The sequence below is a fragment of the Rhizobium sp. RAF36 genome, from assembly GCF_052114105.1.
GTDB lineage: Bacteria > Pseudomonadota > Alphaproteobacteria > Rhizobiales > Rhizobiaceae > Rhizobium.
Genome location: NZ_JBFREC010000011.1, coordinates 97,556 through 123,625, shown reverse-complemented (window position 1 = coordinate 123,625; position 26,070 = coordinate 97,556). Strand labels below are relative to the sequence as shown.

Annotated in this window: 26 protein-coding genes and 1 other RNA gene; 16 read left to right on the top strand and 11 right to left on the bottom strand. The window is 61.4% G+C overall.

The genetic code is table 11. The annotated features are described in order from the left end of the window. Positions 1–187: 187 nt before the first annotated feature. The 8 genes from ruvC to AB4Z25_RS26890 all read left to right on the top strand — a co-directional run bounded on the left by ruvC (position 188) and on the right by AB4Z25_RS26890 (position 4,549). Positions 188–700, top strand: coding sequence for a crossover junction endodeoxyribonuclease RuvC (gene ruvC, locus AB4Z25_RS26925; RefSeq protein WP_112385449.1), 513 nt, complete (start codon positions 188–190; stop codon positions 698–700). Positions 701–756: 56 nt separating this feature from the next. Then, positions 757–1,008 carry an AbrB/MazE/SpoVT family DNA-binding domain-containing protein gene (locus AB4Z25_RS26920; RefSeq protein WP_112538708.1) on the top strand — a complete coding sequence of 84 codons (252 nt, stop codon included), beginning with the start codon at positions 757–759 and terminating at the stop codon, positions 1,006–1,008. A gap of 1 nt (position 1,009) precedes the next feature. Then, positions 1,010–1,423: a type II toxin-antitoxin system VapC family toxin gene (locus tag AB4Z25_RS26915; protein ID WP_112538707.1), complete on the top strand. Its 414-nt coding sequence runs from the start codon at positions 1,010–1,012 to the stop codon at positions 1,421–1,423. Positions 1,424–1,433: 10 nt separating this feature from the next. After that, entirely contained in the window at positions 1,434–2,048 is a 615-nt protein-coding gene (gene ruvA, locus AB4Z25_RS26910; RefSeq protein ID WP_112538706.1) for a Holliday junction branch migration protein RuvA, read from the top strand. A 76-nt stretch (positions 2,049–2,124) separates the two neighbouring features. Then, on the top strand, positions 2,125–3,165 hold the full coding sequence (ruvB, locus tag AB4Z25_RS26905) for a Holliday junction branch migration DNA helicase RuvB (protein ID WP_112385455.1): 1,041 nt from the start codon (positions 2,125–2,127) through the stop codon (positions 3,163–3,165). A gap of 8 nt (positions 3,166–3,173) precedes the next feature. Next, positions 3,174–3,686 carry an NUDIX hydrolase gene (locus AB4Z25_RS26900; protein ID WP_112538705.1) on the top strand — a complete coding sequence of 171 codons (513 nt, stop codon included), beginning with the start codon at positions 3,174–3,176 and terminating at the stop codon, positions 3,684–3,686. Positions 3,687–3,736: 50 nt separating this feature from the next. Next, a complete protein-coding gene (locus tag AB4Z25_RS26895) occupies positions 3,737–3,955 on the top strand; it encodes a DUF2945 domain-containing protein (protein ID WP_442210130.1) in 219 nt (72 codons plus the stop codon). A gap of 30 nt (positions 3,956–3,985) precedes the next feature. After that, positions 3,986–4,549 carry a DinB family protein gene (locus tag AB4Z25_RS26890; RefSeq protein ID WP_112538703.1) on the top strand — a complete coding sequence of 188 codons (564 nt, stop codon included), beginning with the start codon at positions 3,986–3,988 and terminating at the stop codon, positions 4,547–4,549. Between the two features lie 9 nt (positions 4,550–4,558). On the opposite strand, the gene AB4Z25_RS26885 is transcribed toward AB4Z25_RS26890, so the two are convergent. The 4 genes from AB4Z25_RS26885 to gnd form a co-directional block, all read right to left on the bottom strand. Beyond that, a complete protein-coding gene (locus AB4Z25_RS26885; RefSeq protein ID WP_112538702.1) occupies positions 4,559–5,938 on the bottom strand; it encodes a virulence factor family protein in 1,380 nt (459 codons plus the stop codon). Then, complete coding sequence (mprF, locus tag AB4Z25_RS26880; RefSeq protein ID WP_112538701.1) at positions 5,935–8,538, bottom strand: bifunctional lysylphosphatidylglycerol flippase/synthetase MprF; 2,604 nt, start codon at positions 8,536–8,538, stop codon at positions 5,935–5,937. The genes AB4Z25_RS26885 and mprF overlap by 4 nt, the downstream gene beginning before the upstream one ends. A gap of 203 nt (positions 8,539–8,741) precedes the next feature. Then, a complete protein-coding gene (locus AB4Z25_RS26875; RefSeq protein ID WP_112538725.1) occupies positions 8,742–10,895 on the bottom strand; it encodes a mechanosensitive ion channel family protein in 2,154 nt (717 codons plus the stop codon). Positions 10,896–10,984: 89 nt separating this feature from the next. Beyond that, complete coding sequence (gnd, locus tag AB4Z25_RS26870; RefSeq protein ID WP_112538700.1) at positions 10,985–12,004, bottom strand: phosphogluconate dehydrogenase (NAD(+)-dependent, decarboxylating); 1,020 nt, start codon at positions 12,002–12,004, stop codon at positions 10,985–10,987. 578 nt (positions 12,005–12,582) lie between these two features. Between gnd and AB4Z25_RS26865 the strand changes: the two genes are divergently transcribed. Genes AB4Z25_RS26865 through AB4Z25_RS26855 form a run of 3 tightly spaced genes read left to right on the top strand, consistent with a single transcriptional unit; the run spans position 12,583 to position 17,378 of the window. Then, the gene (locus AB4Z25_RS26865; protein ID WP_442210124.1) at positions 12,583–13,881 is read left to right on the top strand and encodes a hypothetical protein; all 1,299 of its coding nucleotides are present in this window, start codon (positions 12,583–12,585) and stop codon (positions 13,879–13,881) included. Between the two features lie 54 nt (positions 13,882–13,935). Continuing rightward, a complete protein-coding gene (locus AB4Z25_RS26860) occupies positions 13,936–15,225 on the top strand; it encodes a hypothetical protein (RefSeq protein WP_112538699.1) in 1,290 nt (429 codons plus the stop codon). Continuing rightward, positions 15,210–17,378 (top strand): glycosyltransferase family 2 protein, encoded by a 2,169-nt coding sequence (locus AB4Z25_RS26855; protein WP_112538698.1) that lies wholly within the window; start codon positions 15,210–15,212, stop codon positions 17,376–17,378. The genes AB4Z25_RS26860 and AB4Z25_RS26855 overlap by 16 nt, the downstream gene beginning before the upstream one ends. A gap of 1 nt (position 17,379) precedes the next feature. Here AB4Z25_RS26855 and AB4Z25_RS26850 read toward each other — a convergent pair whose 3' ends face one another. Beyond that, entirely contained in the window at positions 17,380–17,754 is a 375-nt protein-coding gene (locus AB4Z25_RS26850; RefSeq protein WP_112538697.1) for a VOC family protein, read from the bottom strand. Continuing rightward, entirely contained in the window at positions 17,751–18,245 is a 495-nt protein-coding gene (locus tag AB4Z25_RS26845) for an SRPBCC domain-containing protein (RefSeq protein WP_112538696.1), read from the bottom strand. The genes AB4Z25_RS26850 and AB4Z25_RS26845 overlap by 4 nt, the downstream gene beginning before the upstream one ends. A gap of 56 nt (positions 18,246–18,301) precedes the next feature. Here AB4Z25_RS26845 and AB4Z25_RS26840 point away from each other — a divergent pair, with 56 nt between their 5' ends. Then, positions 18,302–18,628 carry an ArsR/SmtB family transcription factor gene (locus tag AB4Z25_RS26840; protein ID WP_112385466.1) on the top strand — a complete coding sequence of 109 codons (327 nt, stop codon included), beginning with the start codon at positions 18,302–18,304 and terminating at the stop codon, positions 18,626–18,628. A gap of 38 nt (positions 18,629–18,666) precedes the next feature. Here the strand turns inward: AB4Z25_RS26840 and AB4Z25_RS26835 are convergent, their stop codons facing one another. Then, positions 18,667–19,860 (bottom strand): MFS transporter, encoded by a 1,194-nt coding sequence (locus AB4Z25_RS26835; RefSeq protein WP_112538724.1) that lies wholly within the window; start codon positions 19,858–19,860, stop codon positions 18,667–18,669. Positions 19,861–20,136: 276 nt separating this feature from the next. On the opposite strand from AB4Z25_RS26835, the gene AB4Z25_RS26830 reads away from it, so the two are divergent. Beyond that, on the top strand, positions 20,137–20,538 hold the full coding sequence (locus AB4Z25_RS26830; RefSeq protein WP_112538695.1) for a hypothetical protein: 402 nt from the start codon (positions 20,137–20,139) through the stop codon (positions 20,536–20,538). A gap of 4 nt (positions 20,539–20,542) precedes the next feature. Here the strand turns inward: AB4Z25_RS26830 and AB4Z25_RS26825 are convergent, their stop codons facing one another. Beyond that, positions 20,543–21,463, bottom strand: a complete 921-nt coding sequence (locus AB4Z25_RS26825; RefSeq protein WP_112538694.1) for a LysR substrate-binding domain-containing protein — start codon at positions 21,461–21,463, stop codon at positions 20,543–20,545. An 85-nt stretch (positions 21,464–21,548) separates the two neighbouring features. On the opposite strand from AB4Z25_RS26825, the gene AB4Z25_RS26820 reads away from it, so the two are divergent. Next, positions 21,549–21,701 carry a hypothetical protein gene (locus AB4Z25_RS26820; RefSeq protein WP_162698732.1) on the top strand — a complete coding sequence of 51 codons (153 nt, stop codon included), beginning with the start codon at positions 21,549–21,551 and terminating at the stop codon, positions 21,699–21,701. Between the two features lie 8 nt (positions 21,702–21,709). Here the strand turns inward: AB4Z25_RS26820 and ssrS are convergent. The 3 genes from ssrS to AB4Z25_RS26805 form a co-directional block, all read right to left on the bottom strand. Next, a non-coding RNA gene (gene ssrS / locus AB4Z25_RS26815) (6S RNA) lies at positions 21,710–21,868 on the bottom strand. A 60-nt stretch (positions 21,869–21,928) separates the two neighbouring features. Then, positions 21,929–22,306: a cell division protein ZapA gene (locus AB4Z25_RS26810; RefSeq protein ID WP_112385469.1), complete on the bottom strand. Its 378-nt coding sequence runs from the start codon at positions 22,304–22,306 to the stop codon at positions 21,929–21,931. Between the two features lie 13 nt (positions 22,307–22,319). Next, positions 22,320–22,595 carry a DUF4164 domain-containing protein gene (locus AB4Z25_RS26805; protein WP_112385709.1) on the bottom strand — a complete coding sequence of 92 codons (276 nt, stop codon included), beginning with the start codon at positions 22,593–22,595 and terminating at the stop codon, positions 22,320–22,322. A 342-nt stretch (positions 22,596–22,937) separates the two neighbouring features. Here AB4Z25_RS26805 and tkt point away from each other — a divergent pair, with 342 nt between their 5' ends. Then, positions 22,938–24,911, top strand: a complete 1,974-nt coding sequence (tkt, locus tag AB4Z25_RS26800; RefSeq protein ID WP_112518037.1) for a transketolase — start codon at positions 22,938–22,940, stop codon at positions 24,909–24,911. A gap of 68 nt (positions 24,912–24,979) precedes the next feature. Continuing rightward, positions 24,980–25,990 carry a type I glyceraldehyde-3-phosphate dehydrogenase gene (gene gap, locus AB4Z25_RS26795; RefSeq protein ID WP_112385471.1) on the top strand — a complete coding sequence of 337 codons (1,011 nt, stop codon included), beginning with the start codon at positions 24,980–24,982 and terminating at the stop codon, positions 25,988–25,990. Positions 25,991–26,070 lie beyond the last annotated feature (80 nt).

Sequence of the window (26,070 nt, the reverse complement as noted above, 5' to 3'; positions counted from 1 at the left end):
GGCTTGACCGAAAACAGAACACTGGGGGCCTTAACCTTCCGAAAAAGGAGCCCCTCTCACATTTGATGGATTAGATTTCAGACAACTGATTTAATTCGCAGTAAACGGCGCGACACAAAAACAAGGGATGTTTTTGTTTTGTTCACATATCGATGGCAGTTATTTTGCAACTGCAATATGGTGAGCCATGCAAAACACGATTCGCATCATCGGCATCGATCCCGGCCTGCGCCGCACGGGATGGGGCGTCATTGACACGCTGGGCAATTCGCTGCGCTTCGTCGCCTCCGGCACCGTCACGTCGGACGGCGATATGGACTTGGCCTCCCGCCTCTGCCAGCTGCATGACGGGCTTGCTGAGATCGTCCACAGCTACACACCCGATGAAGCCGCCGTCGAACAGACCTTCGTCAACAAGGACGCGGTCGCGACACTGAAGCTCGGCCAGGCCCGAGGCATCGCCATGCTGGTGCCGGCGCGTGCCGGACTGCAGGTTTCCGAATATGCGCCGAACGCCGTCAAGAAAGCCGTCATCGGTGTCGGCCACGGGGAAAAGAAGCAGATCCACATGATGCTGAAGATCCTGATGCCGAAGGTGGAATTCAAGGGCGACGACGCGGCCGATGCGCTGGCGATCGCCATCTGCCATGCCCACAATCGCGGCAGCAACCGCATGCGCCTGGCGGCCTTGGCCGGATAGTTTGTTCTTGACTTGTTCTCTAGGTAAGGATTATTCTTACTTTGAAGGAGCAAGTCATGCGCGTTACCTCGAAAGGTCAGGTCACTATCCCCCGCGATCTCCGCGAGCTGGCAGGTATAGAGCCAAACAGCGAAGTCGTATTCTCCATGGAAGGGGGAAAGCTGGTTGTCTCCCCGAAGACTGGTCGTCGCGCCATCGAAGATCGAAACCGCCTTGATCAAGTCCTCAAAGCGATCTCCAAGCTTGAAGGCACTGGTGATCAGGCGCTCGATGCCGACGCGCTCATGTCCATCACACGTGACCGCTGACATGGCGACCTTGATTGACACCAACGTGCTGGTCGATCTCGCCGTCCCGTCGTCCAATTGGCATGGCTGGTCAAGGCAACGGACGATCGAGGCTTTCGATCAGGGGCCGGTGCTCATCAACCCGATCATTTATGCCGAGTTTTCGGTACGCTACGACGATATCGATGAAGTCGATGACGCACTGCCGGAAGATGCCTTTCGCAGGGAAAATCTCCCCTGGCCAGCGGCTTTTGCGGCCGCAGCCGCATTCCGCATCTATCGCAAGGCCGGCGGCCAGCGCGAACGTGTGCTGCCGGATTTTCTGATCGGCGCGCATGCCGCCATACGCGGCTATTCACTGCTAACACGCGATGTGAAGGGCTACCGCGCTTACTTCCCGTCGCTCGACCTCATCACTCCCGAAACCCACCCCTGACGGACATATCATGATCGGCAAGCTCAAAGGCACCATCGAGGAAATCGGCGAAGACTATGTGCTCGTCGATGTGCATGGTGTCTGTTACGTCGCCCATTGCTCCGGCCGCACCCTGTCGAAGCTCGGTTCCGTCGGAGAGGCCTGCGTCCTCTTCATCGAGACCTATGTCCGTGAGGACCAGCTGAAGCTTTTCGGCTTCATGAGCGTGCTTGAGCGCGAGTGGTTCAACCTGCTGCAGAGCGTTCAGGGCGTCGGCGCCAAGGTGGCGCTCGCCGTGCTTTCGACGCTGACGCCGCCGGAACTCGCCAATGCCATTGCCCTCCAGGACAAGACCGCCGTCTCCCGCGCTCAAGGGGTTGGGCCGAAGGTCGCCGTCCGCATCGTCACCGAACTGAAGAACAAGGCACCCGCCTATGCCGGCGAGGCGATGAATATCGGCCTCAAGCAGGAACTCGGCGAAGGCGTGGCTTCGGCCCCGGTCGCCGACGCCGTCTCAGCGCTGACCAATCTCGGCTATTCGCGTGATCAAGCGGCGAATGCCGTCGCTGCCGCCATGAAGACTGCCGGCGAAGATGCCGACAGCGCCAAGCTGATCCGGCTGGGGCTGAAGGAACTGGCGCGATAATTCCGTATGGGTTTGATGCAAAACCGCGCCGCGTTCTGTATGGATTGAGTGAGTACCGAATTGGAAGAATGCTGACATGAGCGATCCCGCCCGCCTGATATCGCCGGAAAAGAAGGGCGAAGATTTTGATGCGACGCTGCGTCCGCAGTCGCTGGATGAATTCACCGGCCAGGCCGAAGCGCGCGCCAACCTGAAAATCTTCATCGAGGCCGCCAAGAACCGTGGCGAGGCGCTGGATCATGTGCTGTTCGTCGGCCCGCCCGGTCTCGGCAAGACAACGCTGGCGCAGATCATGGCGAAGGAACTCGGCGTCAACTTCCGCTCCACATCTGGCCCTGTTATCGCCAAGGCCGGCGACCTTGCGGCGCTGCTCACCAATCTCGAAGAGCGTGACGTGCTCTTCATCGACGAAATCCACCGCCTGAGCCCGGCCGTCGAAGAAATCCTCTATCCGGCGATGGAAGACTTCCAGCTCGACCTGATCATCGGCGAGGGCCCGGCCGCACGCTCGGTGAAGATCGATCTGTCGAAATTCACGCTGGTCGCCGCCACAACCCGCCTTGGCCTGCTGACCACGCCGCTGCGCGACCGCTTCGGCATTCCGGTGCGTCTCTCCTTCTACACCGTCGAGGAACTGGAGCTGATCGTCCGCCGCGGCGCGCGGCTGATGAACCTGCCGATGACCGACGAGGGCGCCAAGGAAATCGCCCGCCGCGCCCGCGGCACGCCGCGCATCGCAGGGCGTCTGCTGCGCCGCGTCCGTGATTTTGCCGAAGTCGCCAGGGCCGAGGCCGTCACCCGCGAGATCGCAGACGAGGCGCTGACCCGGCTACTCGTCGACAATATGGGCCTCGATCAGCTCGACAAGCGCTACCTCAACATGATCGCCGTCAATTTCGGCGGCGGCCCTGTCGGTATCGAAACCATCGCCGCCGGCCTTTCCGAGCCGCGCGATGCGATCGAGGACATCATCGAGCCCTACATGATCCAGCAGGGCTTCATCCAGCGCACGCCGCGCGGCCGTGTACTCACCGCAACCGCCTGGAAGCACCTCGGCATGCAGCCGCCGAAGGACCTGGAAGCCGCGCAGTTCCGGCTCTTCCAGCAAGACGACTGAGCGCGCCGATGCCGAAGAGAACGATGATCCGGCTGGATGGCAGTGCCGGACGCTTCAACTACCGCATCGCCGGGCTCGGCTTCCGCGATGGCCATGTCCTCGTTCACCGGGCCGTCCATGAGCTTTTCTGGACATTCCCGGGCGGCCGCGCCGAGATTGGCGAGACCTCTGAACAAACGCTGCGGCGCGAGATGGTCGAAGAGCTCGGTGTGACGGTCGAGGTCGGCCGCCTGCTCTGGATCGTCGAGAATTTTTTCCATTTCGAGAAGCGCGACTGGCACGAACTCGGGCTCTATTATCTGATGGAAGTCCCCGAAAGCTTCCCCTTCCGGCCAAATGAGATCGTCCATCAGATCGAGGACGGCAAGAGCATTCTGGAGTTCAAATGGGTGCCCGCCACCCGCGAAGCGTTGAAGGCTCTCGATATTCCGCCGTATTTCATTGCCGACGAGATCGAGACGCTTCCTCCGGCACCGCGCCACGTCGTCTGGCGAGACGGCGATCTCGACCGGGACGATTGAGGGAACTGTCCCCTTCTCCGCGCATTGCATCCTGAACAAGGAGCATCGCCATGCAGAAATACAGGAGGGGCACGAGCGTCGAGTGGAGATGGGGCAAAGGCAAGGGAACGGGCAGGATCGCTGAAAGCTTCACCGAAGACGTCGAGCGCACCATTGAGGGCGCCGACATCAAGCGGAAGGCGACCAGCGACGAACCCGCCTATCTGATCGAGCAGGAAGATGGCGGCAAGGTCTTGAAGAGCCACTCGGAAATCAGGAAGGTTCATTGACGGGCGATGACCGGTCCGACAGGAGATGACATGACAGTTTTCGATCCCTGCCGGGTTTTCCGCAAGCTCGCCTATAACAATGCGCTCGCCAATGTCAGATTGCTCGACGCCTGCCTCCGGCTGCAGCCGGGCGAGTTCGAAGCGCATCGCACCAGCTTCTTCCCTTCGATCAAGATGACGCTGAATCACATCATCACAGTCGACTGGTTCTACGTGGATGGGCTGGAAGGCGGCAGCCTCGGACCCGATGCATGGAAGATCGAAGAGCCGTTCGATACGCTCGAAGCGCTGATCCCCGAGCAGCGGACTGTCGATGCGCGCCTCGTTGCGCTATGCGAAGCGCTGACGCCGGAGACCTTGGCGGCCACCATCCGGCTGGATCGCGGCGGCCGGTTTCAGGAGGAGCGTGCGGACGATATCCTCAGCCACCTTTTCCAGCACCAGACCCATCACCGCGGCCAGGTGCATGCGATGCTGGCGGAATCCAGTGTCCGCCCACCGCAACTCGACGAATTCATCGTCAACGATGATGCCCGTTTCCGGGGCGACGAGATTGCCGCCCTCGGCTGGAGCGAGGAAAAGCTGATGCGTTGACCGCCAGACTCAGTCGTTCAGGCGCGACTTCAGCGCATCGACGATGGTCTTGGTCAGCAGATCGTAGTTTTCGTCGAAGTGGTGATCGCCCGCCAGCTCGACGACAGCCGCGCCGCTCTGCTTCAAATCCGGGCAGGCGACTTCGTCATCGTCTTCCTTGCCGTAGATGCACTGGATCAGCTTCGGATCGACATCCTTCAGATCGGCGACCGGATCGCCACCGGCCCCGTCGGTCTTCTGGCCGAGCCAACCCATGACGGAGATCACGTAGTCAACCTCGTGCGACAGCGACAGCAGCGAGATCTGGACGATCGACGCCTTCTCGGCCGGTTTCAGCAGCTTGTATGTCGCCGGCACCACGTCAGCGCCGAACGAGTAGCCGATCAGAAGCACATGCTTGACCTTCCACTGCTTCCGGTAGAGGTCGATGATCTTGCCGAGATCGTCGGCGGTCTCCTGCGGCTTCCGTTCCGACCAGAAGTAATGCAGTGAGTCGATGCCGACGACGGGAATCCCCTCCTTCTGCAGCTTGCTGCCAACTTCCTTGTCGATATCGCGCCAGCCGCCATCGCCGGAATAGACGATCGCCATCGTATCCATCGCCGGCTTGGCATCGAGAACGGCAAGCGGCAGGCCGAGCGGATTGTCGGCATTGCCCGATGCGTCGATCATGTCGTCAAGCGTATCGGACAGCGTCGTCTGCGCGTCGTCATCGGCGTCGCGCACATCGATCGCCGGATGCGTCTTCTTCAGCTCCGCGACATGCTCGCGCCCATCCTTCGGTGCATTCGACGTCAAGGCCACCACGACGGGATCCGGCAGATTGCCCTCGGTCAGGCCGTAGATCATCCGGTCGCCAACGGTCTTCTTGCTGGCCGGCGTGCAGAGCTGCTGCGTCAGCGGAATGCCTGCCGTGGGATCGATCGCCAGCGTCTGGCCGATCGTCGCATCCGGCGTCTGCGCGGCAATCGCCAGCGCCAGGGCGCCGCCCTCGCCGACACCGGCGATGATAGGCAGATGATAGGCGCTGTTGCCGGCGGCGCGCTGAACCTGCTGGCTCAACGCCTCGATGTCGGAGACCAGGTAGATGCAGCCGTCATTGTCACTGGCATCGTATTTGCGCAGCGCATCCATGTAGGACGGAAAGTCGACGCCGATCACCACGGCACCGGCATCCACCAGCTTATCCGTCTCGGCCTTTTCGTTGTCGCCCCAGCCGGCCGCGTCCGAGATCAGCATCACCGCACCCTTCACATCACCCTTCGGCAGAAAGATGTGCGGCGACGGGATAAGCCCGGTTTCGAAGTCCTGCGTACTCTCGTCGGCGGCATAGGCCGGAAACGCAAGCGCCGTGGCGCATGCTGCGGCGAGGATATATTTTCTGATCATTTTCTGACGACTCCCTTCAATCCGCCACCGATGAGAAAGGTCGCGTCCATCAACGCGATCATCGGATTGCCCCCTCCGGAAACCGCAAGATAGCGCGGTTGCCAGTGCGGATGAAACTTTGATTTGAATGCCCGAAGGCCTTTGAAATTGTAGAAGCGCTCGCCGTGTTCGAAAACGGTGCTGCCGATGCGGTCCCAGACAGGCGCCGTTTCGCGCTTCGACATGCCCGAAAGCGGTGCCATGCCGAGGTTGAAGTGGCGGTATCCCTCCTCGCGCAGATATTCCATGATCTGCACGAAGAGGAAGTCCATCGAGCCCTTCGGCGCCTCTGGAGAGAAGCGCATCAGGTCGATCGTGCCTTCCGATTTGGTTTCGGTGACGAGGATATTCGCGAAGGCGACGATCTTGCCGTCCTTCTTCAACACGCCGACCGGCTGCGAATTGACATAGTCAGGCTCGAAGGCGCCGAGCGAGAAGCCCTTCTCCTTGGCGTTGTGGTCTTCGAGCCAGGAGCTGGAAACCGCAGCCAGATCGGTGAGAATGGCAGGCACGTCTTCCGCCGGTATAACCTCGAAGCTCAGGCCATCGCGCTGGGCGCGGCTGGCCGTCTGGCGCAGGTTCGCCCACTTGCCGCCCTTCATTTCGAAAGCGCCGAGATCGGCAACGGCGAGCTCGCCCAGCTTGAATGCCCGCAGGCCCGCATCGGCGCAATGGGACAACAGCCCCGGCGAGATCTGATAGAAGACCGCGCGGCATCCGGCAGCCCGCGCCGCCTCGACGAAACTCCAGACGAGTTCCGGAATGGCATGCCGCTCGCCGACCGGATCGAACAGCGCGATCCATGAGCGCCCCTGGCGGCCATACATGATGAAGGCGTCGCCCTTTTCGGAGAACATGATGCTCTTGTCGGCCATGCGCACTAGATTGGCGTCGGCATAATCCTGCGCCTTGACGATATCGACAGCGCGCTGCAGCGCGTCTACGCTCGCCGGCTCCGGGCGGAAGGCCGCCGGACGCAGCAGGCTGAAAATGGCGATCGCCGAGGAAATGATGGTGATCCCGAGCACGGCGCGCAGACCGCGCGGCGCTTCAGCCGCGAATTCGAACTGCCACCAGAGCTCGTTACTGTATTCGACATCGCGATAGACGAAGAGCAGGATAACGACGGCGCCGACGCAGATGACCGCAATCGCCATGAGCCAGGCGGCCGTCAGCGTCTGGTTCAGCAGCGAGGCGTGGCGCGTGAACAGGCGGCGGCTGACGAACAGGCTGAAGATCAGGATCGCGAGGAAGATCGCTTCGACCAGCGCAATCGCCTTCAGCAGCGACAGGGTGAGCGCCAGAACGGCGGAGACCACCGATACCAGCCATGCGCCATCGAGACGCTGGCCAAGACCACGCGCGGCGACCACAAGCGCCAGGCCGAGCAGGCTCGACAGGAAATGGGCGCCCTCGACGATGGGCAGAGGCAGATAATTGGCGAGGAATTCGAGATTCTCGTCCGGCGTCGGCGTGACGCTCGAGAAGATCAGCATGACGCCGAGGATCAGCGCGAATGCCGAGAGCAGCTGCGGCGTCAGGCGCCCGCCGATGCGGCGGATGCTGGAAGCGGCCGGATGATCGACGAACCGCCTAAGCTCGGTCAACGACACTGCCAGAACGGCGATCAGCAGCGGCAGCACATGATAGATCAGGCGGTAGAGAACCAGAGATCCGAGAACCGCGTCGATATTCACCGCGCTGCCGAGCGAGGCGATGATGACGGTTTCGAAGACGCCGAGACCGGCCGGAACGTGGCTGAGCACGCCAAGCCCGACGGCAATCGCATAGACCGCCAGGAATACCGGCCAGCTGATCGCTGTCTGCGGCAGCAGCACATAAAGCACGGTGGCCGACGCGGCGATATCGAAGGCGGTAACGAGGAACTGCCGCGACCAGGTACGCGAATCCGGCAGGCGGACGGCGATCGGGCCGAGAGCCACCGCCCGGCCATCACGCCCGAGATAGACCATGACGCCGAGCCCCGCCAGGATCGCCCCGGCGATGATCCGCAGCAGCAGCGCATTGGTATTGATCAGCGGCCCGATTTCATCGGCGATGATCATCAGCGCGATCGCCGCGACGCTGGCAAGACCGAGACCGAAGGACAGTGTGACGAAGGCGATGACTCGGCCGATATCCTCGGGCGTCAAGCCGAGGCGCGAATAGGCGCGGTAGCGGATAGCGCCACCGCTGAGCGCGCCGAAGCCCGCCGTATTGCCGACCGCATAGGCGCTGAACGCCGTCAGTGCGACATGCGGAAAGGGCAGCTTCTTGCCGATGTATTCGATCGCATTGAGATCGTAGAAGATCAGCGCGAAGAAGCTGAGGCCGGTAAAGAGCAAGGCCAGCAGGATCGAGCTGACGCGCGTGTCGGCAAGCGCCTGGACGACGTCGTCATAGCGGACTTCGTTGGTAAGCTGCATGATCGCATAACCGACCATGCAAAACAGGATAAGCGTCGCTGCCGCGACAAGCTGCGTACGGTAACGCCGGATAAAGCCCCGAAAGCCACCGGCTTCCTCGCTTTCCATTTCTTCCAGACTGCCTTGATTCGCCATCTTACCCCTGCCGACTGCCAGCTTGGCGTGAGTCGTTCGGCAAAGAACTAGCATATGCTGCAGGCAAGCTCTATCGGCCCCCGACAGCGCTACCCCGCTACCGCCAAGCGCGCCTCATCGGCCCGAATTGGGGCAAAATTAGCGCTGGGTGACATAGTCCTCCACAGCGCTTTTGTAGCATTCCGTCGCACCCCTTACTGATGTCAGGCCGCAGGTTCGCCGCCTGCCCGTGCCTGGGCCGCATAGCGTGCGGCAGCGGCCATCGCCTCGTGGTCCCGCCCGTCGCCGGAAACCTGCACCGTTGGCACCGCGAACTCGATGCCGTTTTCCTTGAAGGCGTTGCGGATCATTGCCAGCGCATTGCGACGGATGACGAACTGCTCCCCCGGCTTGGTCATCATCGACAGCCGGATCTCGATCGCGAATTCTCCGAACTGTTCAACGCCCTTCATCTTCAGCGTCTCGATGATATGCGGGCCGAAATCGGGATTGTCGAGCAGCTGCTGGCCGATCTGCTTGACGACCTTCTTGGCCTTCACCAGATCGGTGTCATAGGTGACGTTCAGGCTGATCTTGTCGATCGTCCAGTCGCGGTTGAGGTTCTTGACGGCGCCGAGCTCGCCGAAGGGAACCGTCGTCAGCGGTCCGCGGTGATGGCGCAGCTTCACGGAGCGCAGGCTGAAGGCCTCGACCACCCCCTTGTGGCTGCCGCTCTCGATATATTCGCCAACCCGGAAAGCATCGTCCCAGAGATAGAACATGCCGCTGATCACGTCCTTGACGATGGTCTGCGCGCCGAAACCGACCGCGACACCGACAACACCGGCACCGGCAATCAGCGGCCCGATCTCGATACCCAGGCCGGACAAGACCATCAAAATGGCAATGACGGCGATGACCACCGCGAAGATGTTGCGGAAGATCGGCAGCAAGGTCTGCAGGCGGGCGCGCTTGGCTTTCTCTTCATCCGAAGCCGAAGCGTCGAGCGGCGAATCGATAAGCTTGCCGTTGATATAGGCCTTGACGATGTGCCACAGCAGGTCGGCCGCAAGGAGAATGACGATGCCGCCAATGGCGCCGCGAGTGATGCGGTCGACCATGGTGTCGCCCGCCGCCATTCTGTCTGCCGCAAAGCCCATGATCCGCCCCATCCAGACCGCCGCTGCCGCGATGATAATGGCTCGAACGCCGCGGTCCAGCAGCACGGTCGCCATCCGGCGGTTGGCCAGGAAACCCGCTTCCGCCTGGTGCAGCGAACGGACCGCCATTGTTGCGACGCGGAGAACCTTCGGCAAAAGCAGGGCGTAAATGCCGAGCCAGAGAAGCAGCATGAAGCCGGTGACCCATAGGAGCCATAGCGCCAGAAAATAGATCGTCAGGAACCAGGCCGTGGCGGTGCTGTGCCTGGCGCCATCGGTCGGGCGCGACCAGACCGCCTCGACGGCAATCAGGAAAAGCCCGATCCCGAGGATGTAGGCGACGAACAAGCGGGAACCGACTGAAAAGCCGAGCGGCTCCATGATCTGGATCACCACCCAGCCAAACGCGAAATAGATGGCGAACACCGCCGAGCGCCGGAACCAGTACAACGCCTTGGCGCGGGAAATATCGCGCTCACCGTCGGCGCGCGGCAGCGTCACCAGCACGACCAGCATGCGGCCGATGGAAATGGTGAAGCGGGTCGCGATCAGCGCGATCGCAACGGCAATCGCGATCGCCTGGCTGATGGGCGGCCAGCTGAAGGCAACCAACGGAACGATCGTCGCCATGGCGAAAACAATCGCAGGAATGACGCGATAGAAGAGATTGGCACCGGCGTGATGCAGTGCGGCCGGCTCTTCGACATCGGTCCGGCGGATGCGCGGCCGCGGCGTCGCGGCACGAAACAGCAGTTCGGCCAAGGTGCCGATCAGCAGCAATGTCAGGCCCTGAACGGCAATCCACCCCGGCCCGGTCGGCTCGATCTCGCGATCGACGATGCCGTCGGCGGCCTCGACCTCTTCCGGCAGGTCCATGGCCGCGTCCGAGACCATTTCGACATGGTGGCGCGCATGGGCGAGCAGGTCTGACAGCACCGACATCTGCCCGCCGTCATCGGCCGCCGCCGCGGGCGCCATCTTCATCTGCGATGCCATCCATGTCTGCACCTCGGGCGCCTGCATCAACTGCATCATCTGCCGCACCTTGTCGGGCGGCGTGGCGGCATCGGCTGCGGATGGGACGGGCGCCGTCTGCGCGTTTGCGCCGCCGGAAATGCCGAGAAAAATCGTCAACGAAAACAGGCAAGCCCAGAGGCTCCCCCTCACGAACCTTGAACCCAACACCCGACGCCCTCCGGTATGACTGGAATCAACCATATCGCTTGCGATGCCATAGGCAATGGGCACGAAAAAACCCGCGCTCGGAAAGCGCGGGTCTTCAAGAATATATGGGTAACTGTTGGGCTTTATGCCTTCGGCTTCTCGACGTGACCGCCGAAGCCGGCGCGCATCGCCGAGAGCACCTTGTTGGCGAACTCGTCCTGGTCACGCGACGAGAAGCGGCCGTAGAGCGCAGCACTCAGCACCGGCGTCGGAACGCTTTCGTCGATTGCCGCCATGATCGTCCATCGTCCCTCGCCGGAATCCGAGACGCGGCCAGCATATTTCGCCAGAGCCGGATCGGCATGCAGCGCATCCGAGGTCAGGTCGAGCAGCCAGGAGGTGATGACGCTGCCGCGGCGCCAGACTTCCGAAACATCCTGCAGATTGAAGTCGTAGCGGTAATGTTCCGGATGTGCGAGCGGCGCCGTCTCGGCGTCGGCTTCATGCGTCGCCGCGCCGATATTGGCATTCTTCAGAATGTTGAAGCCTTCGGCATAGGCGGCCATCAGGCCGTATTCGATACCGTTATGGACCATCTTGACGAAGTGGCCGGCGCCATGCGGGCCGCAATGCAGGTAGCCCTGCTCCGCGGTGCTGTGCTCTCCGGCGGTGCGGTTTTCCGACGGCTTCACGTCGCCGACGCCCGGTGCCAGCGATGCGAAGATCGGCGACAGCGACTGGACGATGCCCTTTTCGCCGCCGATCATAAGGCAATAGCCGCGTTCGAGGCCGAAGACGCCGCCGCTGGTGCCGACATCCACATAATGGATGCCCTTGGTGATCAGCTCCGCGCCGCGGCGGATATCGTCATGATAATAGGAGTTGCCGCCGTCGATGATGATGTCGTCATCATGCAGAAGCGGCAGAAGCTGGGCGATCACCTTGTCGGTAATGGCAGCCGGCAGCATCAGCCAGATGGCGCGCGGACGCGACAGTTTCGAGACGAACTCCTCCAGCGAGCTGGCTCCGGTGGCGCCCTTGCCCGTCAGGTCGGAAACACTTTCCGGCTTCGCGTCATAGACCACGCATTCATGGCCATCCCGCATCAAGCGCTGGACCATGTAGTTGCCCATACGGCCCAAACCTACCATGCCAAGCTGCATTTTATATTCTCCTGGGAATCTAATCGATATGATTCCGGAAATTAGCACTCATGCCGCCGCAGGCAAGCGAAGTCTCTGTCACATTCGGGAGATGAAACCGCGCTGCCGTCTTTTCACGCCGCGAAACGTTTCGCGCAAAGGGTGTGGCCCTGTTAAAATCGGAGTGAAAAACTCAGTAAAAGAGCCGGCCTGAGCCCGACGGCAAAGACGTATGGCAGTTGCATTGCAGCATGCCGCAGTTACCGGCGGATGCTTTCAAGCGGCCAATCAAAGCAGTCACGAAAATTTTCTATGCCCGAAATAAAGCTGATTAATCCGTTTCTTTTCATATTCTTAACTTATCGCTCATCTTCGTCACAACACTGTCCCGCAAAATTTTGCACTTGGTGAGCAGTTGCCTTGGTGAAATCTCGATGGTACTTTTTGATTAACAACTAAATAAAAAAACAACGGGGGAAGTGCCCTTCAATTTCGATCTATGATTTGTCAGTTCAGGATTGAAGACTATGAAGGCCACACCAATTAATATTCATCCAAAAGACGTACGAATACTGTCTGCTTCGCGGATCGCTGGGTATTTGTTCGCATTCCTGCTGCTCTTCACCATCGGCATGTCGATGGTACCCAACCAGTTCTTCGTCGTTTCGCCAAAGGCGGTGATCAACGCGCCCGTGCAGATGATCGCCTCGCCGATCTACGGCCGCGTCGACAAGATCTCGCTGCAGGTCGGCCAGGTGGTCAATCTCGGCGATGTGACGGCAACCGTCTCCAATCCCAATCAGGATCAGACATCTCTCACCGGTCTCCGGCTTGAGAAACTCGATCTGACGGAAAAGCTCAACAACACGATCAACGTGGTTGCCGAGCGCAATGACCAGCTGAGCAAGGTCAAGGCGCAGATATCGGATGTGAAGGACGGGGTTCTGAGCGAACTGGGGGCGGTGATCAGCAACGCCCAATCGAATGTTTCGATCTACGAGGCACGGCTTGCCGAACAGGATGCGCTGCTGCAGCGCGCCACCGTGCTGTTGAAAAAGGGGATGACCTCCGAAGCGAGTGTCGAGCCGCAGCGGCAGAAACGCAATGCCGCCCAGGGCGAGCTCGATGCAGCCCGCGGCGAACTGAAGCGCAACGAGATCGTCCAGTCGCTGGTCAGCCGCGACATCTATACGGGCGGTACCGTCGCAGCCAACCTGCTGACGCTGGAAATGCAGCGCACCAAGCTCGCCGGCGACATCGCCGAGGACAATATCGAGATCAACCAGATGACCGAGCGCAAGGCGCAGGTCGAGAAGCTGATCAACCGCGAGGAAGGCCGGCTCGGCAAATCGGGGGCAGCCGAGGTGGTCGCCGACCATCACGGCCAGGTCGTCAGCGTCGACGCCTCCTTCGGCGATTTCGTCATGCAGGGCCAAGCGGTCGCCAAGTCTCTCGACTGCACCGAGGCCTTCGCTGCGGCGGTCTACAGAAGCCGCGATGTCTCCTCCCTCGATATAGGCACGCCGGCGATGGTCAATTTCCGCTCGCTCGGCGTCAAGAAAAGCGGCCACGTCTACAAGATCGTCCGCTACTTCGACAGTGGCCAGCAGAACCGCTATTTCGCCAAGTTTCCGAAGGCCGAGGGCGACGAAGTCTATGTCCTCGTCAAGGTCGACGACGATCCTGTCGAGCTGACCGCTGCCGGACAGCCGAACAACGACAAGTTCTTTGGATGCAATGTCGGTGAGGACGTGATTGTCTCGCTTGGAGAGACCGTCGTCGCGCGCCTCACCCGCTATTCGAAAATGGCCGTCGACAAATTGTCAGAGGCGGACGGCCTGCTCTCCGCGTCGGCCTTTTTCGACAAGGGCCACAAGATGGCGAGCCTCCAGCAGTAACAAGCGCGCTTTCGCTTCACGTTATCGAGCGGCGATAACAGGGAAGACTTTGATATGGTTTTGCGTAGAACGTTCCTAGCGGCGATGCTCGCCATGGCGGCATTTGCCTTCAGCCCACCGCCTGCTGCGGCCGCAGGCAAACATGACGAACTGGCCTGCACGCTCTGCGACGGCCTGGCCGCGCTGATGACGGGTGAACCGGAGCAGGCTTTCGTCTTTCGCAGTTTCGAACCGGCAAACGGCGGATCGAAGCTGCACCCGGCGCTCGACAATACCGGCTTCACCTATGACAACGCGCTGGCGATGATGGCGCTCTATGGCTGCGGCCGCGCCAAGGAGGCTAAACGCGTCGCCGATGCGCTGGTGCTGGCGCTGGAAACCGACCGCCACTATCACGACGGACGGCTGCGCAACGCCTATCGCTCCGGGCCGGTCATAACAGGCAAGGACGGCATGCTGCTTCCCGGCTACTGGAGCACGGCCAGCAACTCCTGGATCGAGGACGGCTATCAGGTCGGCAGTGCGACCGGCAGCACCGCCTGGGGCGCGCTCGGCCTGCTCGCCGCCTATTCCGAGACCGGCCAGACGGCCTATCTCGACGGCGCCCGCAAGATCATGGACTTCATCCACCGTTCGACTGCCGACCCCAAGAACCCCGGCTATTTCGGCGGCTTCTTCGGTCACGAGCCAACGCCCGACCGGATGACCTGGAAATCCACCGAGCACAACCTCGATATCTACGCCGCCGATCATTGGCTGGCGACCATCGATGAGGCCGGCGACTGGGAGCATGACGGCGAGAGCGCCAAGGACTTCCTCGACGCCATGTGGAACAAGGCAGAGGGCCGCTTCTATATCGGCAGCGTGCCGGACAGCAACGCGCCGAACGTCAACATGTCCGGTCTCGATGCCGAGCTTTGGCCCCTGATCGCCGTCAAGGATTTCGCCGCCAAGGCACCGCAGGTGCTCGAATGGACCGAGGCCAACCACGGCGTTCCCGGCGGCTTCGACTTCAACGACGATCGCGACGGCATCTGGCTGGAGGGCACCGCGCAGGCAGCGCTGATCTATCAGATGGTCGGCGATGCGCAAAAGGCGGAGCCGCTGTTCCAGACCATATCGGCCCAGATCTCACCCGAGAAACTGATCTACGCCACAGTCGATGAGCAGCTGACCACGGGGCTGCAGGTCGGGCCGAACTCCGAGCCCGGCGACTTCAAATATTATCGCCTGCCCCATGTCGGGGCGACGGGATGGGCCGTGCTCGCGGCGCTCAGGCTCAACCCCTTCAATGCAGATTCCTTTGCGGCCAAGAACGAGGAAAAGCCATGTCCCCAGAAGTAGTCACCCTCTCGGATGCCATCCTCTTCTCGCTGGTGACGCTTGCCCTCATTCTGGGCTGCGCACTGCTGCTCGACAGCAACAGAAGCAAGGACCGCGCCGTCTTCGGCACCATCCTGATCCTGATGCTTGCGAACTACGTCTATTTCCGGCTGACGACGACGCTGCCGGCTTTCGACTGGAGCGCCTACGCGATCTGGCCGCGCATCTACCTGGCTTTCGAGGCCGTGGTCATTCTCTACACGCTGCTGTCGATCGTCTTCTTCTTCCGGCGGACCGACCATACAGGGGCAGCCGATACCAGCGAGGCGATGATCTCGCGCATGGGAAAGCCGCCGGCCGTCGACGTCTTCATCTGCACCTACAACGAGGATGTCACCATCCTGGAGCGGACGATCCTCGCCGCCAAGGCGATCGACTACGGCAACTTCACCATCTGGATCCTCGACGACGGGCGGCGCGAATGGCTGCGCGACTACTGCGGCGAACTCGGCGTGCGCTATCTGACGCGCGACGACAACAAGGGCGCCAAGGGCGGCAACATCAACAATGCCATCCGCTGGTCGAAGCAGATCACCAACGCCCCCTTCATCCTGATCCTTGACGCCGACTTCGCGCCGCAGCGGCCGATCCTGAAGCGCATCATCGGCCAGTTCGTCGATCCCGAAATCGGCCTGATCCAGACCCCGCAATTCTATTATAATGCCGACCCGGTGCAGCATAACCTTCTGGCGTCCAAGGCCTGGGTCGACGACCAGCGCATCTTCTTCGACGTCATGCAGCCATCGAAGGACGGCTGGGGCGCGGCCTTCTGTGTCGGCACATCCTGCGTCGTCAGGCGCGATGCGCTGGAACTCATCGGCGGCATGCCCGAAGAAACGGTCACCGAAGACATCCATCTCACCTACCGCCTGATGCAGAAGGGATTGCGCACCCGCTGGCTGAACGAGCGGCTCAGCGTCGGGCTCTCCGCCGAAAGCCTGTCGGGCTACATCACCCAGCGCTGCCGCTGGTGCCTCGGCACCATCCAGGTCGCGCTTCTGCGCGACGGCCCGTTCTTCGGCCGCGGCTATACGCTGATGCAGCGGCTGCATTATTTCCACGGATTGCTGTTCTGGTTCTGCCGGCCGTTCATGCTGCTTCTGATGGCAGCGCCGATCCTCTTCTATTTCCTCGGCTTGCCGGCGATCTTGATGGAGCCCGAAGCCTTCTTCCTCTATGCCCTGCCGATGGTCGGCGCGATGTGGACCTTCCACGCCTGGGTCTCCGGCTGGCGCAGCCTGCCGCTGTTCACCGAGGTCTCGCAGATGGTTTCGGCGATCCCGATCACCATCGCCATCTGCCACGCCATCGCCCACCCCTTCGGACGGCCATTCAAGGTGACGGCCAAGGGCGAGGACCGCACCCGCGTCGATATCCTCTATCCGATCGCCACCACCTTCGCGCTGATCATCATCCTGACCTTCACCGGCATGCTGAACGGGCCGCTGCTCAGCAACTACAGCGGCCTCGACAGCTTCAGCGTCGCCTGGGGCATGGTGGTCATGGTCTATGCGTTCGTCTCGATGCTCGTCTGCATCGAGCTGCCGCGCGAGCCGCTGGACGCCATCAAGTTTCCGGTCGGACGCAAGACGGCAATGACCTGCAACGGCCAGGCCCTGCCCTGCACCGTCGATAGCCTTTCTCTGACACAGGCGGAAATCAGCCTGCAGCAACCACGCATCGGCATGAATGCCGGTGTCGGCGATCTGCTTCTCTTTTCGCCCTTCCCCGGCTTCGACGTCGCCGGACGCATCGACCGCGTCGATCAGAACCGGTCGTCCTTCACCGTCTCCGTCGTCGCGGTAAAGGAACGGCGCGAAAGCGAGGATATCCACGCCCATCCGGCGATCGTCCGGCGCAAGATGATCCAGCGGCTCTACAGCGAGATGCCGGAAGCAATGCCGGGCAGGGCATATCCGCTGGCAGCGCTCCGCGCCCTGTTCAGCCGCATGTTCCAGAAGCCGTCCGCCTATTCCGGCCAGACGCGGATGGCAGCCAACACCGTCTCCGTGCGCCGCTCCAGATGGCGCCCGTCGCCGGGCGGCATCCTGGCGAGCGGATCAAGGGCATTGCCGGCGCCGGGCCAGGGATTGCTACCGCCCGCGGCCGAATAGGTCACTCCGAGGGCGGTTCCCAGGTATCCGGCTCCCGCACCATATGGACGATGCCGGCTGGATTGAGGATCCAGCCGCCGCGAAAACTCTCGCCGAGCGGTTCGATGGCATCGCAGCGCGTCACGCCAGCCTGGCGAAGATGCTCTGCGGCCTGGCCGAAATCCGGCGTGAAGAGCTCCAGCCAGAGTTCCGCCTGGCTCATGCCCGGGCTCTCGTCGATCCAAAGCCGGATCGGCCCGAGTTCGAAACCGCGCGTACCCTCATTGCCGATTTCCTTCAGCCCGACGACATCGCGGTAGAAATTCAAGACGGGCTGATATTGGTGCGGCGGCACCTTCATCGCGACATCGACGCCGCCCTCGAAAGCCGCGCTCATGTCCGCGCCTCGTAGTCAGGCGCTTCGGCCGGCTCGCCGCGCATCTCGCTGAGGAACATGCCGTCGCGCAGATTGATGCCGTGCTCGACGAAGGCCTTCATGCAGCACAGCATGTTGGCCCAGCCCTCGCAATTGAGATAGGTGCCGCGCCGCCCGGCTTCGTCTTCGTGCCAGCCGTCTTCGGAGATGGTAACCATCGTGCCGCCATCCTCAAGCGCCTCGAACTTCATTTCGACCGTCGTCTTGTAGCGGACCTTGTCCGCATCCGTTCCGCCGTCCCAGCGCAGCACGATCAGGCTCTCCGGCACCAGATCGACGACCTCCACCGGCGCGTCCTTCCACCAGGTCACCGTGGTTCCCTTGACAAGCGGCGCGCTCGCGCCGCCGACCGTCGTGAAATAACCCGAGAGCTTTTTCGGATTGACCACCGCATCGAAAACCTCCGCGGCAGGCCGGCCGATCCGGCCTCCGACACGAATACTGAGGGACATGGCACTTCCTCCTCTTTTCCATTGTGATCGGCGCCATTATGTTATAAAAACATAACATGTCAAGCGAATCGGAAAACGACCCTGTCTTCAAGGCCCTCGCCCATTTCCGGCGTCGCGAGATCCTCGACCTTTTGAAGGACGGACCGCGCACGACCGGCATGCTTTGCGAAAATTTTCCGGATATGGACCGCTGCACGGTGATGCAGCATCTGAAGGTTCTGGAGGAATCCGGTCTGGTGATCGCGAAAAAGGAGGGCCGCGAACGCTGGAACCACCTCAACAGCCTGCCGATCAAACATATCTACGACCGCTGGATCAGCGCCTATGCCGGGCACGCTCTTTCGATCATCGACCGGCTGAAGAGCGATCTTGAAGCGCAATAGAAAACGGGCGCCGAAGCGCCCGTTGATTGCATGACCGTTCAGGCCGCCCTGCGCATGGGCTCCGCCTCCGGAACCAACCGCCGGTCGAGAGCCGCACTCTTCAGCGTCAGAAGCAGCGCACCAACGACCAGAATGGCGCCGACCCACGGTGTCGCCTGCAGGCCAAGCGGCGACTCGACGACCAGGCCGCCGATCCAGGCGCCTGCGGCAATCCCGAGGTTGAAGGCGGCGATGTTCAGCGCCGAGGCCACATCGACAGCTGCCGGGCGGACCTGCTTGGCAAGCTGAACGACATAGAGCTGCAGGCCCGGCACATTGGCGAAGGAGAGGAAGCCGAGCGCCACCAGCGTCGGGATCGTCAGCCAGGGAGAGACGGCCGTGAAGCTGAAGAGCACCAGAACCGCGGCCTGGGCAACGAAGAGCCAGGTCAGCGCCCGCACCGGATCCCGATTGGCGATCCGCCCGCCGACGATGTTGCCGGCAGCGATCGCCAGGCCGTAGAGCACCAGGATGAGGCTAACTGAGGAAGCCGAGAAGCCGGTGACCTCCTGCAGGATTGAGGCCAGGAAGGTGAAGGCCACGAAGGTGCCGCCATATCCGAGCGCCGTCATTCCGAACACCATCAGCAGGCGCCCGCTACCGAGGACGCCGGCCTGCTGGCGCAGCGTCGCCGGTTCGGCCTTCGTCAGCGTCGATGGCAGCAGGACGGCAATCGCAATCAAGGCGATGACGCCCAGCCCGGCAACGGCTGCGAATGTCGCGCGCCAGCCGAAAGTCTGGCCGATGAACGTGCCGAGCGGCACGCCGGTGACGATCGCCACCGTCAAGCCCATGAACATCATGGCAATGGCCGAGGCACGGCGATTTTCAGGAACCAGACCGGCGGCGATCGTCGAGCCGACTGAGAAGAATACGCCATGGGCAAAGGCCGACAGCACACGGGCCACCAGCAGCGGCAGGTAACCGGGGCTGAGCGCGGCCATCGCATTGCCGAGGACAAACAGCGCCATTAGCCCGAGCAACAGCGGCTTACGCTCGATCCGGCCGGTGAGCGCCGTCAGGATAGGCGCACCGAAAGTGACGCCGAGGGCGTAGACACTGACGATCAGGCCGGCGAGCGGCAAGGTGATGTGAAGGTCATCGGCCACGGTCGGCAGCAGGCCGACGATGACGAATTCGGTGGTTCCGATCGCGTAGGCCGCGATCGTTAACGCAAAAAGTGCAAGGGGCATAATGAGATCCGATGTGAAAGCCGCATCTGACAGGCGCGGCAAATTCTTGTTCGGCTCACAATATGGGCGACCGCCATTGCGACGATAATCCGGGTGAAAATCCCAACACTTATGAATTCAATTCACCAAATCAAACTCGCTCCGGTATGCGCAACAGCCGTCCGTTTGTAAAAATTGGAAATAGTTTGTGACTAAGTCTATACAAAACCTGATGTTTTTCGACTTGCGGCGGAAACCGACATACCGGATATTGAAGGCAACTTCGAGGACGCCGTTATGATCAGAATGATTCAAGATCCCGCCGAACTGGCCGGAGAAGACATCACTGGCAAATATATCCTGCGCAAGCTGAACTATCACTGGTTCGCTTACGGCAAGGCCGCGATCGTGACAGCATGCAAGGGCACGATTCTGCATCTCGACCGCGAAGAGACAGTTTTCTCTGAGCGCTGGGGCCGCCGTGCGTATACCGGCAATGGAAAGCGCTATCCGGGCGGCATCTGTCCGATATCGGCAGTTGCCTGCGTCTGCGATACCCCGGAGGACGTCAACGCCGTCATCCAGCTCGATGTCGATGCACAGGACGAGTTCTACCAGCTGATCGCCAAGGCCGAAGCAAGAGTGCAGGCGCTCGCCGCCTCCTCGCAGAACACCATCTATCTGGCTGCAGCCGAGTAAGAACCTATTGCTGCGGCCCTGTCTGGCTGAGCAGCCACTGCCTGAAGAGCGCGACTGACGATTTTTCCAGGGCGCCCGCCGGATAAAGCATCGCATAATTCAATGCCGCCGGCTGCTGTTCGACGAAACAGCGCACCAATTTTCCCGACTGAAGATCTGCATCCACCAGCGAACTTCGAACGAGCGCAAAGCCTTCGCCCCGGCCGCAGGCTTCCAGCATCTCCTCGAACGTATCGAAGACCTGTGCTTCCCGCACCGCTTCGCCAATATCGAAACCGGCCAGCTCCTGCGAATTCAGGTCGCCGCCAACCTGCTCGAACCATCGCTGCCAGTCGAGAACCGTATGACGCATGCCGCGATAGGCAAGCAGAGGTGCCGCACGAACCGCACCCCGGCGCGGAAGCCGCGCGGAGACTTCCGGCGCACACACCACGAATTCGTCGTCGAGCAATAAAGATTCGGTCACAAGCTCTGAGCCGCCATGCCCAAGCCAGATCGCCAGATCGACGCTGGTGAAATCGGGGCGCTGATAGGTGACCGCGGTGCGCACCTCAATCTTCGGATAACGGCGGCAGAAGGCCTCCAGACGTGGCGCCAGCCATTGGCTGGAAAATTCGGGTGTCGTGGCAATGACCAGCGAGGGATCGAGGCTTGCCGCACGGCCCTGATGCAGCGCCGTCTCCAGTGCGGTCATTGCCGCAGAAATGTCCGGATGAAGCTTCGCTCCGAGAGCCGACAGCCTGGCCCCATGCCGCCCGCGGTCGAAAAGCCGTCCGCCAAGCCAGCCTTCGAGCTGCGCGATCTGGTGGCTGACTGCCGTCTGCGTAAGACCCAGCCGCTCCGCCGCTTTGGCAAAGCCGCCGGTTTCCGCAATGGCGCAGAAGGCCTGCAATGTGGCGACAGGCGGCAGAACGCGATTTGGCATGAAAATCCTTCACCATTGGGCGGAGGGAGTTTCATTATACTGCGCTACTCCACAGCAGTAAATTGGCGTCATGGAAGGAAAGACCATGACCGTTTCCATGAAATTTCTGAATATCTTGCTGCGCTTGGTTCAGCCATATCGGGCCAAATCGGCGGCCAAACCGCCCCGCCCCGCCAAGGCCAACGACCTAAGCGCTCACCTGAAGAAGGACGTGGCAATCGGGGAAGGGAAACTGTGAAGGGGAAAGTGCGATCCGCGGCAACCGGTGGATGTTTACGATCCTGGGTGCCTACAAACGTAGGTGGGCGCCATATGTCCAGGCCCACGAGCCTGGTCAGGGACAGCTCCCGTTGGATCGAGTATGGCCCCAGGGATTGTGATTCCTGTCGAGAGGCGCAGATCGCCTTCAATATATAAGGGCGTTCTCGAGGCCGCGCCAGTGGCAGAAAGCGGTGTTTCGGCGAATTAATTCAGCTCGGCAGGCGTCCGGCCGTTCAGCTTTTCGGTGATGCTGCGCAGGCGGCTGGTAACTTCGCCAAGCGCCGATGCCAGCGTCTCTTCGGTGCGCGAGGTCGCGGCAAGCACCGTATCGCGGTTGCTGCGCAGACCGTCGAGCTCCGCCTCGAGACCCGCCACCCGGCGCGTGAGTTCGGCAATCTCGTCCATCACCATGATACCGGCCATGACAGTGATCCTGAGATCGCCGATTTCGCCGAACTGGCCCTTGAGATGGCCGACATAGCCGTCGAAGCGGTTGGCGAGATCCGTCAGATGGCCTTCCTGGCCTTCCTCGCAGGCCATGCGATAGGCCTTGCCGTCGATCGTAACAGTCACCTGCGCCATGTCGCTGCTTCCTTTACCGGTCCAGAACCGCGCGAATGGTCTCCATCGCCGTTACCAGCCGGCGGGAGACCTCGCGATTGACCTCTTCCAGACGGTTCGCCCGGAATTCCGCCTGATCCAGCTCCTGCGCCAGTTTCGAGCGATCGGCATGAACGCGCCGTACCTCGCCCTCGATATCGCCTTGCTCGCGCTGGCGTTCGATGCGCATGTCGACGGCGTTCTCGAGGCCTGAGATGGCCTGTTTGAGCTCGTTGAGCGCTGCTTCCATGGCGTTGCCTGTCGGCGTCATTGTCTTAAGTCCGGTGTTCCCGCAGAAGACCATTCGAATCGGCAAGCGGTGCCGGTTCAGTGTTTTCAAGAGGATATGCAGCTCGCCAACTGCCCGTCAATAAAGGCGGCATGGGGGCACCGGCCCTATTCTGTGGATGACTGAAATAGTCCCAGTCTTTGTAGTGAATTGGTCTTTTGTAAAATTTGATGGTCAAATGTTAAAAATCGTCGCACCCGTCCCGGATTCGGCCTGCAATTTATTGACTTGGCCGTTCCAACTGCTATGTGTCACCCCGCTCTCATCGATGGTCTTCAGAAGGCTCGAGGCCATCCCCCGACACCCGGAACCCGTGGAACAGCCATGACCTCTCCTGAACAACACGACCGGATGGCAAATGCGATCCGCTTCCTCGCCATGGATGCAGTCGAAAAGGCTAATTCCGGCCATCCGGGCATGCCGATGGGCATGGCTGATGTCGCCACTGTCCTCTTCAGCAAGTATCTCCGCTTCGACCCGAAGAAGCCGCATTGGCCGAACCGCGACCGGTTCGTCCTTTCCGCAGGCCACGGCTCGATGCTTCTCTATTCGCTCCTCTATCTAACCGGCTATCCGGACATGACGATCGAGGACCTGAAGCAGTTCCGCCAGCTCGGTTCGAAGACCGCAGGCCATCCTGAATACGGCCACGCGACCGGCATCGAAACGACCACCGGCCCGCTCGGCCAGGGCATTGCCAATGCCGTCGGCATGGCGATCGCTGAGCGCAAGCTGCGCGAGGAATTCGGTTCCGACCTGCAGGACCACTACACCTATGTCATCAACGGCGACGGCTGCTTGATGGAAGGCATCAGCCATGAAGCGATCGCGCTTGCCGGTCACCTGAAGCTGAACAAACTGATCCTTTTCTGGGATAACAACTCGATCACCATCGACGGCGCTGTTTCGCTCTCTGACTCGACCGACCAGATCATGCGCTTCAAGGCGGTTCACTGGAACACGATCGAAGTCGACGGTCACGACCAGGCGGCAATCGCCGCTGCCATCGAAGCAGCCCACAAGTCCGACCGCCCGACCTTCATCGCCTGCAAGACGATCATCGGCTTCGGCGCTCCGAACAAGCAGGGCAGCCACAAGGTTCACGGCAACCCGCTCGGTGCCGAGGAAATCGCCGCTACCCGCAAGGCTCTGAACTGGGAAGCCGAACCTTTCGTCATCCCGGCCGACGTTCTCGACGCATGGCGCACCGCCGGTGCCCGCTCGGTCGATCTGGTCAAGTCCTGGGAAGCTGGCCTCGCAAAGTCGGCTCACAACGCCGAATTCAGCCGCCGCTTCGCTGGTGACCTGCCTGAAGGCTTCGATGCTGCGATCAGCGACCTGAAGAAGAAGATCGTCGAGACCAAGCCGACAGTCGCGACCCGCAAGGCGTCCGAGGACGTGCTTGAAGTGATCAACGGCCTTCTGCCGGAAACGCTCGGCGGCTCTGCCGACCTGACGCCTTCGAACAACACGAAGACCAGCCAGATGGTCTCGATCACGCCGACCGACTTCTCCGGCCGCTACATGCACTGGGGTATCCGCGAGCACGGCATGGCCTCGGCCATGAACGGCATCTCGCTGCACGGCGGTCTGATCCCCTATGGCGGCGGCTTCATGATCTTCTCGGACTATTGCCGTCCGCCGATCCGCCTCGCCGCCCTGATGGGTATCCGCCTCGTCCACGTCCTGACGCATGACTCGATCGGCGTCGGAGAAGATGGCCCGACCCACCAGCCGGTCGAACAGGTGCCGAGCCTGCGCGCCGTTCCGAACCTGCTGGTCTTCCGTCCGGCCGACGTCACCGAGACGGCAGAAGCCTGGCAGATCGCGCTGAAGACGAAGAACCGCCCGACCGCGCTGGCCTTGACCCGTCAGAACCTGACGACGGTTCGTACCGAATATTCGGAAGAGAACCTGACGACCAAGGGCGCCTATACGCTGGCCGGCAAGGCCGACGCCAAGGTGACGATCTTCGCTTCGGGCTCTGAAGTCGAACTCGCCGTTGCCGCCCGCGCCACGCTCGAAGCCAAGGGCGTTTCCGTCCGCGTCGTTTCCGTGCCCTGCACTGAACTGTTCTTCGAACAGCCGGATGCCTACCGCAAGGAAGTGCTCGGCAACTCGCCGGTCAAGATCGCCGTCGAAGCCGCCGTTCGCGAAGGCTGGGATGCGTTCATCGGTCCGGAAGGCACCTTCATCGGCATGAAGAGCTTCGGCGCTTCCGGCCCGGCCAAGGACGTCTTCAAGCATTTCGGCATCACGGCAGACGCCGTCGTCGCTGCCGCAGAAGCAAAGCTCTGAGTTTCAGGGAGAGCGCTCCGGCGCTCTCCACTCCATCCGCAAGCCCCATGTCTAGGGAGTGAATGCAAATGACTGTAAAGGTTGCCATCAACGGCTTCGGCCGCATCGGCCGCAACGTTCTCCGCGCTATCGTCGAATCCGGCCGCACCGACATCGAAGTCGTGGCGATCAACGACCTCGGCCCGGTCGAAACCAACGCTCACCTGCTGCGCTACGATTCGATCCACGGCAAGTTCCCGGCGACCGTCAAGGTCGAAGGCGACACGATCATCGTCGGCAACGGCAAGCCGATCAAGGTGACCGCCGTTCGCGATCCGGCACAGCTGCCGCACGGCGAACTCGGCGTCGATATCGCGCTCGAGTGCACCGGCATCTTCACCTCGCGTGACAAGGCTGCTGCCCACCTGACGGCCGGCGCCAAGCGCGTCATCGTTTCGGCTCCTGCCGACGGCGCTGACCTGACCGTCGTCTTCGGCGTCAACCACGACCAGCTGACCAAGGAACACCTGGTCATCTCCAATGCATCCTGCACGACGAACTGCCTCGTACCAGTCGTCAAGGTTCTCGACGACGCCGTCGGTATCGATCATGGCTTCATGACCACGATCCACTCCTACACGGGAGACCAGCCGACGCTCGACACCATGCATAAGGACCTGTACCGCGCCCGCGCTGCAGCCCTGTCGATGATCCCGACCTCCACCGGCGCTGCCAAGGCCGTCGGCCTCGTTCTGCCGCACCTGAAGGGCAAGCTCGACGGCACGTCGATCCGCGTTCCGACCCCGAACGTCTCGGTCGTCGACTTCAAGTTCGTTTCCAAGAAGGCAACGACCGTCGGCGAAATCAACGAGGCCATCAAGGCTGCCTCCAACGGCAAGCTGAAGGGCGTTCTCGGCTACACCGACGAGCCGCTGGTTTCCCGCGACTTCAACCACGACGACCATTCGTCGATCTTCGCGACCGACCAGACCAAGGTCATGGAAGGTAACTTCGTGCGCGTACTCTCGTGGTACGATAACGAATGGGGCTTCTCGAGCCGCATGTCCGACACGGCCGTCGCCTTCGCAAAGCTCATCTAAGCTTCGCTTTTGCGAAAAGCAGATTGAGACAGCGGCCCGGGAAACCGGGCCGTTTTTGTTTTAAATGACGGCCGAAAAGG